15 protein-coding genes are annotated in these 12,443 nt (G+C 57.9%); all 15 read left to right on the top strand.

What is annotated here, in order from left to right; genetic code table 11:
• The first annotated feature begins 260 nt into the window (after positions 1–260).
• The 15 genes from GTU76_RS11290 (at position 261) to ybgF (ending at position 12,347) form a co-directional block, all read left to right on the top strand.
• Entirely contained in the window at positions 261–731 is a 471-nt protein-coding gene (locus tag GTU76_RS11290) for a Dps family protein (protein WP_016983820.1), read from the top strand.
• Positions 732–914: 183 nt separating this feature from the next.
• The gene (locus GTU76_RS11285) at positions 915–1,235 is read left to right on the top strand and encodes a ribbon-helix-helix domain-containing protein (RefSeq protein ID WP_026000504.1); all 321 of its coding nucleotides are present in this window, start codon (positions 915–917) and stop codon (positions 1,233–1,235) included.
• Between the two features lie 141 nt (positions 1,236–1,376).
• A complete protein-coding gene (locus GTU76_RS11280) occupies positions 1,377–1,598 on the top strand; it encodes an FmdB family zinc ribbon protein (RefSeq protein ID WP_007912741.1) in 222 nt (73 codons plus the stop codon).
• Between the two features lie 101 nt (positions 1,599–1,699).
• Positions 1,700–3,475, top strand: coding sequence for an aspartate--tRNA ligase (aspS, locus tag GTU76_RS11275; RefSeq protein WP_016983822.1), 1,776 nt, complete (start codon positions 1,700–1,702; stop codon positions 3,473–3,475).
• 128 nt (positions 3,476–3,603) lie between these two features.
• On the top strand, positions 3,604–4,350 hold the full coding sequence (locus tag GTU76_RS11270) for a YebC/PmpR family DNA-binding transcriptional regulator (RefSeq protein ID WP_016983823.1): 747 nt from the start codon (positions 3,604–3,606) through the stop codon (positions 4,348–4,350).
• Positions 4,351–4,508: 158 nt separating this feature from the next.
• Positions 4,509–5,036 carry a crossover junction endodeoxyribonuclease RuvC gene (ruvC, locus tag GTU76_RS11265; RefSeq protein ID WP_007962095.1) on the top strand — a complete coding sequence of 176 codons (528 nt, stop codon included), beginning with the start codon at positions 4,509–4,511 and terminating at the stop codon, positions 5,034–5,036.
• A 114-nt stretch (positions 5,037–5,150) separates the two neighbouring features.
• Positions 5,151–5,759: a Holliday junction branch migration protein RuvA gene (gene ruvA, locus GTU76_RS11260; protein ID WP_034153418.1), complete on the top strand. Its 609-nt coding sequence runs from the start codon at positions 5,151–5,153 to the stop codon at positions 5,757–5,759.
• Positions 5,760–6,821 carry a Holliday junction branch migration DNA helicase RuvB gene (gene ruvB, locus GTU76_RS11255; protein WP_016983825.1) on the top strand — a complete coding sequence of 354 codons (1,062 nt, stop codon included), beginning with the start codon at positions 5,760–5,762 and terminating at the stop codon, positions 6,819–6,821.
• 127 nt (positions 6,822–6,948) lie between these two features.
• The gene (gene ybgC / locus GTU76_RS11250) at positions 6,949–7,416 is read left to right on the top strand and encodes a tol-pal system-associated acyl-CoA thioesterase (RefSeq protein WP_016983826.1); all 468 of its coding nucleotides are present in this window, start codon (positions 6,949–6,951) and stop codon (positions 7,414–7,416) included.
• The gene (tolQ, locus tag GTU76_RS11245; RefSeq protein WP_008080223.1) at positions 7,406–8,101 is read left to right on the top strand and encodes a protein TolQ; all 696 of its coding nucleotides are present in this window, start codon (positions 7,406–7,408) and stop codon (positions 8,099–8,101) included. Before ybgC ends, tolQ begins: the two co-directional genes overlap by 11 nt.
• A 23-nt stretch (positions 8,102–8,124) precedes the next feature.
• Positions 8,125–8,577, top strand: a complete 453-nt coding sequence (tolR, locus tag GTU76_RS11240) for a protein TolR (protein ID WP_161806672.1) — start codon at positions 8,125–8,127, stop codon at positions 8,575–8,577.
• A complete protein-coding gene (tolA, locus tag GTU76_RS11235) occupies positions 8,577–9,659 on the top strand; it encodes a cell envelope integrity protein TolA (protein WP_016983827.1) in 1,083 nt (360 codons plus the stop codon). Before tolR ends, tolA begins: the two co-directional genes overlap by 1 nt.
• 17 nt (positions 9,660–9,676) lie before the next feature.
• The gene (tolB, locus tag GTU76_RS11230; protein ID WP_016983828.1) at positions 9,677–10,957 is read left to right on the top strand and encodes a Tol-Pal system beta propeller repeat protein TolB; all 1,281 of its coding nucleotides are present in this window, start codon (positions 9,677–9,679) and stop codon (positions 10,955–10,957) included.
• Between the two features lie 52 nt (positions 10,958–11,009).
• Entirely contained in the window at positions 11,010–11,507 is a 498-nt protein-coding gene (gene pal, locus GTU76_RS11225) for a peptidoglycan-associated lipoprotein Pal (protein ID WP_003178634.1), read from the top strand.
• Between the two features lie 6 nt (positions 11,508–11,513).
• A complete protein-coding gene (gene ybgF, locus GTU76_RS11220; protein WP_016983829.1) occupies positions 11,514–12,347 on the top strand; it encodes a tol-pal system protein YbgF in 834 nt (277 codons plus the stop codon).
• Positions 12,348–12,443: the final 96 nt, after the last annotated feature.

The following is a 12,443-nucleotide window of genomic DNA, read 5'->3' as shown; positions in this document are numbered from 1 at the left end:
GTTCGCTTCGGAACAAAATAAGAGGCGGTGGACACGTTCACGGCATCAGCCTATGCGCAACACCCCGAAAAATGGGGCATGGCGACACACTGCCTATTTAACAGCAAAGCCTGCGGCTACTCAAATCAGCCCGGCCAGCGGCATCGCCTCGGTCGATTTGTCGCAGTGGCTGCACCTGATCGGGGCTGCGGGGTGTCGACAGCCTTGCTAGAGTGGGTCTGCACCTGTTGGATGAATTCAATCGCCGTTAGGGGGTAAACATGGCAATCGATATCGGTATCAGTGAAGAAGATCGCAAGTCCATCGTCGAAGGCTTGTCGCGTCTGCTGTCGGACACCTACGTGCTGTATCTGAAAACCCACAACTTCCACTGGAACGTCACCGGCCCGATGTTTCGTACGCTGCACTTGATGTTCGAAGAGCAATACAACGAGTTGGCGCTGGCCGTGGACTCGATCGCCGAGCGTATTCGCGCGCTGGGCTTTCCTGCACCGGGTGCCTATGCCACCTATGCACGTCTTTCTTCTATCAAGGAGGAGGTGGGGGTGCCGAGTGCCGAGGACATGATCAGACAGCTGGTCGATGGTCAGGAGGCGGTGACTCGCACTGCGCGCGGTATCTTCCCGCTCCTCGATAAGGTCAGTGACGAGCCAACGGCAGACTTGCTGACCCAGCGCATGCAGGTTCACGAAAAAACCGCGTGGATGTTGCGTGCGTTGCTCGAAGCCTGATCCAGGCCCGAGGGCACGTCTGAGGGCGTGCTCGCGGGCAGTCCGGAATCTTACCGGCATCGTTGGCTTATCCTACGGCTATGGTCAATAAGTCATCTGGATATAACTTTGCGTCTGCGCTTTTATGAAGTCACAGGATGTGGCTTTGTAAACCAGCAGAGATGACAAAGGAGTGTCAACGATATGGTAGAGGGAGACAGGCGAAGCGACAGGGTTGTCGGCTTGCCGCATGAGTTGAAATTCGATCCGTTCGTCAGCGAGTTCGACATGTCATTGGTTCAGCCGCTGTCCCGATCCGTGCGTTTGAACGGATTCGCGACATGCCTGCGACTGGAACAGGTTTACTGGAATATTCTGGGCAACATGGCCAGGAATAACAGCTGTTCGATCAGTTCGCTGTTGTCCCACGTCGACCGGGAAGTGCATCTGCGCCATGGCGGGGTTAAAAATTTCAGCGCACTGGTGCGGGTGGTCTGTGTGATGAGTGCAGGCCAGGGAAGCTGAGTCGACGCGAAGCAGCGGTTGCAAACGAGGTTGCGGGCTGTGCAGTCTTACGGCTGCACAGCCCGCATTTAATCGATATAATCCCGCTCTTTCGCCGCAAAGCCCTGCGCGCGGTGGCAATCTGATCGCCGAGACACCCCCATGCCGATGTACGATTATCAATGTGCTTCCTGTGGTCATCAGTTGGAAGCCATTCAAAAGATCAGCGAGGCCCCGCTGGTCGACTGCCCTGCCTGTCAGGCGCCAGAGCTCAAGAAACAACTGTCGATGCCAGGCTTTCGCCTCAGCGGCGGCGGTTGGTACGAAACCGATTTCAAGACCGGCGCCAAGAAGAACCTGGCCGGTGGCGACAAATCTGACTAGGGTTCAACCCCGGGTTGAACGACACGCGTGAGTTCCGCATTGCTTGAAAAGCAACGGGAGCTCCACCGAATTTTTCGAATTACGAGAAGCGAACCACGACCATGATGCGCAGCCACTATTGCGGCCAACTGAACGAAAGCCTGGAAGGCCAGGAAATTACCCTTTGCGGATGGGTTCACCGTCGTCGCGACCACGGCGGGGTGATTTTCCTCGATATCCGTGATCGTGACGGTCTGGCCCAGGTGGTTTTCGATCCGGATCGCGCCGAGAGCTTCGCCGCAGCCGATCGCGTGCGCAGCGAGTACGTGGTGAAGATCACCGGCAAGGTGCGTCTGCGTCCGGCCGGTGCCACCAACGCCAACATGGCGTCGGGCATGATCGAAGTGCTGGGTTACGAACTGGAAGTGCTGAACGAGTCGGAAACCCCGCCGTTCCCGCTGAACGAGTTCTCCGACGTTGGTGAAGAAACCCGTCTGCGTTATCGCTTCCTCGACCTGCGTCGTCCGGAAATGGCCGAGAAGTTGCGCCTGCGTTCGCGCATGACCACCAGCATTCGTCGTTTCCTCGACGAAAACGGCTTCCTCGACGTTGAAACGCCGATCCTGACCCGTGCGACTCCTGAAGGTGCGCGTGACTATCTGGTGCCAAGCCGTACCCACGCCGGTTCGTTCTTCGCCCTGCCGCAATCGCCGCAGCTGTTCAAGCAACTGCTGATGGTTGCCGGTTTCGACCGTTACTACCAGATCGCCAAGTGCTTCCGCGACGAAGACCTGCGCGCTGACCGTCAACCGGAATTCACCCAGATCGACATCGAGACCAGCTTCCTCGATGAAAAAGAGATCATGGGCCTGACCGAAGAAATGATCCGCAACCTGTTCAAGGAAGTGCTGGGTCTGGAATTCGGCGACTTCCCGCACATGACTTTCGAAGAAGCCATGCGCCGCTACGGTTCCGACAAGCCAGACCTGCGTAACCCGCTGGAACTGGTCGACGTTGCCGATCAACTGAAAGAAGTCGATTTCAAAGTGTTCAGCGGCCCGGCCAACGATCCGAAATGCCGTATCGCCGCACTGCGCGTTCCAGGCGGGGCGAGCATGCCACGCAAGCAGATCGACGATTACACCAAGTTCGTCGGCATCTACGGTGCCAAGGGCCTGGCGTACATCAAGGTCAACGAGCGCGCTGCCGGTGTTGACGGTCTGCAATCGCCGATCGTGAAAAACATCCCGCTGGAAAACCTCAACGCCATCCTCGATCGCGTGGGTGCAGTTGACGGCGATATCGTGTTCTTCGGCGCCGACAAGGCCAAGATCGTCAGCGAAGCCTTGGGCGCACTGCGTATCAAGCTCGGTCACGACCTTAAGCTGCTGACCTGTGAGTGGGCACCGATGTGGGTTGTCGACTTCCCGATGTTCGAAGAAAACGACGACGGCAGCTTCTCCGCGCTGCACCACCCGTTCACCGCGCCGAAGTGCACGCCGCAAGAGCTCGAAGCCAACCCGGCTGGCGCTCTGTCCCGCGCGTACGACATGGTCCTGAACGGCACCGAGTTGGGTGGCGGTTCGATCCGTATCCACCGCAAAGAGATGCAACAGTCGGTATTCCGTCTGCTGGGCATCAACGAAGCGGAACAGGAAGAGAAATTCGGCTTCCTGCTCGACGCGCTGAAGTACGGTGCGCCGCCGCACGGTGGCCTGGCCTTCGGTCTGGACCGTCTGGTGATGCTGATGACCGGCGCCCAGTCGATTCGTGAAGTGATCGCCTTCCCGAAAACCCAGAGTGCTGCTGACGTGATGACGCAAGCGCCGGGTGTGGTGGATGCCAAGGCACTGCGCGAGCTGCACATTCGTTTGCGCGAAACGCCAAAGGCTGAGTAAGACGGGCCTGAAGGCGCATCTTCGGATGCGCCTTTTTTCTATCTATAGAGAGCAGGTCGAGATTTTTTGTTTGCTGGCCGCTGCATGAGCAGGGCGGGCAACGTTTCAAAGAGAATTCGGAGCGAGTTATGGCTGGTCATTCCAAGTGGGCGAACATCAAGCACCGCAAAGAACGTCAGGATGCCAAAAGGGGCAAGATCTTCACCAAGTGGATCCGCGAACTGACCGTTGCGGCCCGTCAGGGCGGCGGTGATCCGGGCTCCAACCCGCGTTTGCGTCTGGCGCTGGATAAAGCGCTGAGCGCGAACATGAGTCGCGACATCATCGACCGCGCCGTCGCGCGTGGCGCCGGTGCCACCGAAGCGGACAACGTTGAAGAACTGACCTACGAAGGTTACGGCCCGGGCGGCGTAGCGGTGTTGGTCGAGTGCATGACCGACAACCGCAACCGTACCGCAGCAGCCGTGCGCCATGCGTTCAGCAAGTGCGGTGGCAACCTCGGCACCGACGGTTCGGTGGCGTACCTGTTCGAGCGCAAAGGCCAGATCAGCTTCGCACCGGGCGTCGATGAAGACGCATTGACCGAAGCGGCGCTGGAAGCCGATGCCGATGACGTGGTTGCACACGAAGACGGTTCGATCGACGTGTTCACCTCGTTCACCAGTTTCTATGCGGTGCGTAACGCGCTGGAAGCTGCGGGTTTCAAGGGTGATGACGCGGAAATCGTCATGCAGCCGACCACCAGCGCCGAACTGGATCTGGAAGGCGCGGAGAAGGTGCTCAAGCTTATCGACATGCTTGAGGATCTGGATGACGTGCAGAACGTCTACTCCAACGCGGACATTCCGGAAGACGTGGCCGCTCAGCTCGGTTAAGAGCGGCTACGATTCAATGTGGGAGCGAGCCTGCTCGCGAAGGCGGATTTTCAGGCAACATCGTTGCTGATGATGAAACCGCTTTCGCGAGCAGGCTCGCTCCCACATTTGTTATGGGTTGATTTGAAAATCGTGCTTTTACCGAATCTGCAGGCGTTATGACTTTAATTCTTGGTATCGACCCCGGTTCGCGTATCACCGGTTACGGGATTGTTCGCGATACCGGGCGTGGCGGTTGTATTTATGTGGCTTCGGGCTGCATTCGTACCGGTGCGGGCGAACTGCACGAGCGTTTGCAAATCGTTTATCGCGGTGTTCGAGAAATCATTCAGACTTACGGCCCGGTGACCATGGGCATCGAAAAGGTGTTCATGGCGAAAAACGCCGACTCGGCGTTGAAGCTCGGGCAGGCGCGCGGCGCAGCGATTGTTGCCGGCGCCGAAGAGTGTCTGGAGATTGCCGAGTACACCGCCACTCAGGTCAAACAGGCTGTAGTCGGCACCGGCGCCGCCAATAAAGAGCAGGTGCAGATGATGGTCATGCACATGCTCAAGCTGACCAGCAAACCGCAAATCGATGCCTCGGACGCCTTGGCCATTGCCATTTGCCATGCGCACACCCGTTCCAGTCTGCTGCCGCACGGTTTGGGAACGGCACGCAGTCGTGGCGGGCGCCTGCGTCTCTGATAGCATCAGCATCAAATTTGTGGAGTGTGGACTTTCGCGCCTGTGTCGTCGGCCTGAGTCTTTCGCTCCGATTGTCGCCAGCCCACGGCTGGCCAACGCTCAAGGATCTTAAACGTGATTGGACGCTTGCGCGGCACCTTGGCTGAGAAGCAGCCGCCGCACCTGATTCTGGATGTAAACGGCCTCGGGTATGAGCTGGAAGTGCCCATGACCACCCTTTATCGTCTGCCGTCGGTCGGTGAACCACTGACCCTGCACACCCATTTGGTCGTACGCGAAGACGCGCAGTTACTCTATGGTTTTGCCGGCAAGCGTGAGCGAGACTTTTTTCGCGAATTGATCCGTCTCAATGGTGTCGGGCCGAAGTTGGCCTTGGCCTTGATGTCGAGTCTGGAAGTCGACGAACTGATTCGCTGCGTGCAGTCGCAGGACACCTCGGCGTTGACCAAAGTGCCGGGTGTCGGCAAGAAAACCGCCGAGCGTCTGCTGGTCGAGCTGAAAGATCGCTTCAAGGCCTGGGAGACTACGCCGGCCATGTTCGCGCTCGTACCGAATCAGCCGGACGGCCCGGCGCCGGTCAATACCGCTGAGAACGATGCGGTCAGCGCGCTGATTTCCCTGGGCTACAAACCGCAGGAAGCGAGCAAGGCGATTACCGCCATCAAGGACAAGAATTTGAGCAGTGAAGACCTGATCCGCCGCGCCCTGAAGGGAATGATTTAAGTGATTGAAGCTGATCGTCTGATCGCCGCCGCGCACAGTCCGCGCGAGCGCGAAGAAGTCCAGGACCGCGCGATTCGCCCGGTCAGTCTGGCCGACTATATTGGCCAGCCGACCGTGCGCGAGCAGATGGAGCTGTTCATCCAGGCCGCCCGTGGCCGTAGCGAATCCCTCGACCACACGCTGATCTTCGGCCCGCCGGGTCTGGGTAAAACCACCCTGGCGAACATCATTGCCCAGGAAATGGGCGTGTCGATCAAGAGCACATCCGGACCGGTACTGGAGCGTCCGGGTGATCTGGCCGCATTGCTGACCAATCTTGAGCCGCACGACGTACTGTTTATCGACGAAATCCATCGCCTGTCGCCGATCGTTGAGGAAGTGCTGTACCCGGCGATGGAAGATTTCCAGCTCGACATCATGATCGGTGAAGGGCCAGCCGCGCGCTCGATCAAACTCGATCTGCCGCCGTTCACTTTGGTGGGCGCAACCACTCGCGCCGGCATGCTGACCAACCCGTTGCGTGACCGCTTCGGTATTGTCCAGCGTCTTGAGTTCTACAGTACGGCCGACCTGGCGACGATTGTCAGCCGTTCGGCAGCCATTCTCGGTCTGCCGCTGGATCCGGAAGGTTCTTTCGAGATTGCTCGTCGCGCCCGGGGCACGCCGCGAATCGCCAACCGTCTGTTGCGCCGCGTGCGTGACTTCGCCGAAGTCCGCGCCAAGGGCCATATCACCAAAGCGGTGGCGGACCTGGCGTTGAACCTGCTGGACGTCGACGAACACGGTTTTGATCATCAGGATCGGCGTCTGCTGTTGACCATGATCGAGAAATTCGATGGCGGCCCGGTCGGCATCGACAGCCTCGCCGCTGCAATCAGCGAGGAACGCCACACGATTGAAGATGTGCTGGAGCCGTATCTGATTCAGCAGGGTTACATCATGCGCACACCACGGGGCAGGGTGGTGACGCGCCATGCGTACCTGCACTTCGGTTTAAACATTCCGTCACGAATGGGTGAAATGCCCGTGGCAGACGAGTTTCTCGATGCCGTGGACGATTGATACACAATTTTTGTCGATTTATTCAGGGTTTGTACGGTCATAGGACGGTACTTTTGCGGTAAAGCTCTGAAACCATGAAAAACAGTTGCCTGGCCGGATTGGCAACCCGAGGAGTAAGCACTAGAGTATGCGCGCGCAAAACGGGCTTGGGCCGTTCGCACATCGTTGTCGCGTTTATTACGAGGACACCGATGCGGGCGGCATCGTGTATTACGTTAATTACCTCAAGTTTATGGAACGGGCTCGAACCGAGCGGCTCCGCGAACTGGGCTTTGCCCAATCTGCGCTTGCCGGGGAGGACCTGTTGTTTGTCGTGCATTCCAGCGAAGCGCGCTATCACGCGCCGGCGCGACTGGACGACGAACTGCTGGTAAGCGCTGATGTAATCGAATTGAACCGGGTCAGCCTGCGCTTCAAACAGCAGGTCAGGCGGGCAACGGATAATGTGCTGCTCTGTGAAGGGCAGTTTTTGGTGGCCTGTGTGCGCACTAACAGTTTGAAACCCCGGGCCCTTCCCGAAGACCTGCGTGCGGCCTTCGCCGACGCGGTCGGCCCGGGTACACACTCAAAGCAGGAGATAAAGCGTGGAAGCTAACGTCGTCGACCATTCCTCCATGTGGAGCCTGGTCAGCAATGCCAGCATCGTGGTGCAGTTGGTAATGTTGACTCTGGTGGCCGCATCGGTGACCTCATGGATCATGATCTTTCAGCGCAGTAATCTGCTGCGCGCCGGTCGACGCGCCCTGGAGAGCTTCGAAGAGCGCTTCTGGTCGGGTATCGATCTGTCCAAGCTGTACCGTCAGGCGGGCAGCAACCCTGATCCGGATTCGGGTGTGGAGCAGATCTTCCGCGCCGGTTTCAAGGAATTCTCCCGTCTGCGTCAGCAGCCAGGTGTCGATCCTGAAGCGGTAATGGAAGGTGTGGCCCGTGCCATGCGCGTGGCCATCTCCCGCGAAGAAGAAAAGCTGGAGCAGAGCCTGCCGTTTCTCGCCACCGTCGGTTCGGTCAGCCCGTACATCGGTCTGTTCGGTACGGTGTGGGGCATCATGAACTCCTTCCGCGGTCTGGCCAGCGCCCAGCAAGCAACCCTGGCCACTGTGGCCCCGGGTATCGCCGAAGCCCTGATCGCCACCGCGATCGGTCTGTTCGCCGCGATCCCTGCGGTTATCGCTTACAACCGTTTCGCCGCTCGCAGCGAAACCTTGCTGGGCCGCTACTACACCTTCGCCGATGAATTCCAGGCGATCCTGCACCGCAAAGTGCACACCAGCGAAGAATAAGCAGGTAATTTCCAATGGCTTTAATCGCTCGAGCTCGCAAAAAGCGCAAGCCGGTCGCCGAGATGAACGTGGTGCCTTACATCGACGTGATGTTGGTGCTGCTGGTTATCTTCATGGTGACCGCGCCGATGCTCAATCAGGGCGTGAAAGTTGATCTGCCCAAGGTTTCCAGCGAAGCCTTGCCGCAGGACAACAACACTCAGGTCCTGACCATTTCGATCAAGGCTGACAAGACCTACTACTGGAACCTTGGCAGCGAAGTCGATACCGAGAAGCAACAGGACAGGGCCATGACCCTGCCGCAAATGACCGACGCGGTGACCAAGATCATTCGTGCCGGCACTGAAGGCGGCAAGCGTACCCAGGTCTTCATCCGCGGTGACAAGACCGTCGACTACGGTTCCGTCATGGGCGCCATGGGCGGGTTGCAGAAAGCCGGGGTCGGTAATGTTGGTTTGATTACCGAGGCCCCCTGATGCAGCAACAGCGAGAGCCGTCCGCCTCGGAAAGCTACTTCTGGCCTAGTGTTCTGGCAATTGTCCTGCACGTGCTGGTGTTCGGCATGCTGTTCGTCAGTTTTGCCTTTACACCAGAGCTGCCGCCGGCCAAACCGATTGTCCAGGCGACCCTCTACCAACTGAAATCGAAAAGTCAGGCAACCACCCAGACCAATCAGAAGATTGCGGGTGAGGCGAAGAAATCCGCCGCGCGCCAGACCGAAGTCGAGCAGATGGAGCAGAAGAAGGTCGAGCAGGAAGAGATCAAGGCCGCTGCGGAACAAAAGAAAGAAGAAGCGGCTCAAAAAGCCGAGGAAGCCAAGAAGGCCGACGAGTCGAAGAAAGCAGACGAGGCGAAAAAGGCTGACGAAGCCAAAAAAGCCGACGAAGCCAAGAAGACCGCCGAAGCCAAGAAGGCTGAAGAGAAACAATTGGCTGATATAGCCAAGAAGAAATCTGAAGAAGAAGCGAAAAAGGCTGCTGAAGAAGAGGCCAAGAAAGCCGCTGCTGAAGAAGCCAAGAAGAAGATCGTCGAAGACGCGAAGAAGAAAGCCGCCGAAGACGCCAAGAAGAAAGCTGAAGCTGAAGAGGCGAAGAAGAAAATCGCCGACGAAGCGAAGAAGAAAGCTGCTGCCGATGCTGCGAAGAAGAAAGCGCAGGATGCGGCACGTAAATCGACCGAAGACAAAAAGGCTCAGGCCTTGGCCGATCTGCTTTCCGACACGCCGCAGCGCCAGCAGGCCTTGGCCGATGAGCAGGGTGACGAAGTCGCGGGCAGTTTCGATGACCTGATTCGTGCGCGAGCGGCAGAAGGTTGGGCTCGTCCACCTTCGGCACGCAAAGGCATGACGGTCGTGCTGCAAATCGGCATGTTGCCGGACGGTACGGTGACTTCGGTCAGCGTGGCCAAGTCCAGTGGCGACGGTCCGTTCGATGCATCGGCAGTCGCGGCAGTGAAGAATATTGGACGTTTGACAGAAATGCAGGGAATGAAGCCGAGCGATTTCGCTCCGTATCGTTCATTCAAGATGACATTCACACCTGAGGATCTAGCCTTGTGAGAAACCTTCTTCGAGGAATGCTGGTCGTGATCTGCTGCATGGCAGGGATCGCGATGGCGGATGAAAAGAACATTCTGGTTACCAGCGGCAGCGATCGGGCTACTCCGATCGCCGTTGTACCGTTCGGTATGCAGGGCGGTGCTGTGCTGCCGGACGACATGGCAGAAATCATTGGTAACGATTTGCGTAACTCGGGCTACTACTCGCCGATTCCAAAGCAAAACATGATCAGCCAGCCAAGCCAGCCGAGCGAAATCATCTTCCGTGACTGGAAGGCGGTAGGTGCTCAATACATGATGGTCGGCAGCATTGCTCCAGCCGGCGGTCGCCTGCAAGTGCAGTGGGCGCTGTTCAACGTGGCCACCGAACAGAAAGTGGCTGACGGCAGTGTTTCTGGTACCACCGAGCAACTGCGCGACATGGCGCACTTCATCTCTGATCAGTCGTTCCAGAAGCTGACCGGTATTGAAGGTGCGTTCTCGACTCGCCTGCTGTATGTGACGGCTGAACGCTTCTCCGAGAAGAACACGCGTTACACCCTGCAACGTTCTGACTATGACGGTGCCCGTGCCGTGACTCTGCTGCAATCGCGCGAGCCGATCCTGTCGCCGCGTTTCGCACCGGATGGCAAGCGCATTGCTTACGTATCGTTCGAGCAGAAGCGTCCGCGCATCTTCATGCAGAACATCGACACCGGTCGCCGTGAGCAGATCACCAACTTCGAAGGCCTGAACGGTGCACCAGCCTGGTCGCCGAACGGCGATCGCCTGGCATTCGTACTGTCCAAAGACGGTAACCCGGACATTTACGTGATGAACCTGGCTTCGCGCCAGATCACCCGAGTGACCGCAGGTCCTGGCATTAACACCGAACCGTACTGGGGCAAGGATGGTTCGACCATCTATTTCACCTCGGACCGCGGCGGCAAGCCTCAGATCTACAAAACCAGCGCCAGTGGCGGTGGTGCCGAGCGTGTGACGTTTGTAGGTAACTACAACGCCAACCCGAAACTTTCGGCAGATGAAAAGACTTTGGTGATGATTCATCGTCAGGATGGCTTCACCAATTTCAAGGTGGCAGCTCAGGATCTGCAGCGAGGTAGTGTAAAGATCCTCACTGATAGCACTCTGGACGAGTCACCTACTGTTGCGCCCAACGGCACCATGGTAATCTACGCCACCCGCCAACAGGGCCGGGGAGTCTTGATGCTCGTGTCCATTAATGGACGCGTTAGGCTCCCGCTTCCTACCGCTCAAGGCGAAGTCAGAGAACCGTCCTGGTCCCCTTACCTGAAGTGAGCGGGCGCTACACGTTTTACTTAACACACTGGGGTTCATTAGGAGTTTCACGATGGAAATGCTGAAGTTTGGTAAATTTGCTGCGCTGGCTCTGGCCATGGCTGTAGCTGTAGGTTGCTCGTCCAAAGGCGGCGACAACGCCGGTGAAGGCGCTGTTGATCCAAACGCTGGTTACGGCGCAAACACTGGTGCCGTTGACGGTTCCCTGAGCGAAGAAGCTGCTCTGCGCGCAATCACCACCTTCTACTTCGAATACGACAGCTCGGACCTGAAGCCAGAAGCCATGCGCGCTCTGGACGTTCACGCCAAAGACCTGAAAGCAAACGGCGCTCGCGTTGTTCTGGAAGGCAACACCGACGAACGTGGTACTCGTGAGTACAACATGGCACTGGGCGAGCGTCGTGCGAAAGCCGTTCAGCGCTACCTGGTACTGCAAGGTGTTTCCCCAGCTCAGCTGGAACTGGTTTCCTACGGCGAAGAGCGTCCAGTTGCTACCGGCAACGACGAGCAGTCCTGGGCTCAAAACCGTCGCGTCGAACTGCGTAAGTAATTCGATATGCGAACGTGCCGTCGTGCTGTAACTGTTCTGGCTCTCAGCCTCGCGCCGCTTGCGGCGTGGGCTGCGGTTCCTGTGGTCGATGACAACTCCGGTTATAACAATAGCGGGAGCAGTTATCCGCCTGCAGGTTACGGTACGAACGGCGCCTATGCCGGGGGAGCGGCTTCGGCCCCTGCCTCGGCACAAGGCATGCTGTTCAACCAACTGCAACAAATGCAGGATCAGATATCGCGCCAGCAAGGTGTGATCGAAGAACTGCAGAATCAAGTTGCGCGCATGAAGCAGGAATCCCTGGAGCGATACCAGGATCTTGATCGGCGCATAGGATCCGGTGCTGCACCTGCCGCGACTCCTGAGAATTCTTCTGCCGGTGGCGATGCAAGTGCTGCTGCCGGTGCTGCCGCTGGCGCCGGGGCTGCTGCCCAGGCACCTGCTGCAAGTAGCGAACCGGGTGATCCGGCCAAGGAAAAGCTGTATTACGATGCCGCTTTCGATCTGATCAAAGCCAAGGATTTCGACAAGGCCAGCCAGGCTTTTGCCGCTTTCCTGCGCAAATACCCGAACAGCCAATACGCGGGCAACGCTCAGTACTGGTTAGGCGAAGTGAATCTGGCCAAAGGCGATCTGCAAGGCGCAGGCCAGGCTTTCGCCAAGGTTTCGCAGCTGTATCCCAAGCACGCCAAAGTGCCGGATTCGCTGTACAAGCTGGCTGATGTAGAGCGCCGCCTCGGTCATACCGACAAGGTCAAAGGCATTCTGCAGCAGGTGGTGGCCCAATATCCGGGTACCTCCGCCGCTCAGTTGGCCCAACGCGATCTGCAACGCATGTAAGCAGGCTTGACCCGTTTGGAAGAAACCCGCGCTTGTCGCGGGTTTTTTCGTTAGAATTCACGCCCTTTTTCTGAAACACGCTTCTTGTGGTCCGCG

This window comes from Pseudomonas crudilactis (genome assembly GCF_013433315.1).
GTDB classification, from domain to species: Bacteria; Pseudomonadota; Gammaproteobacteria; order Pseudomonadales; family Pseudomonadaceae; genus Aquipseudomonas; species Aquipseudomonas crudilactis.
The sequence above is the reverse complement of the archived record's forward strand: the minus strand, read 5'-3'. Positions and strand labels throughout refer to the sequence as shown.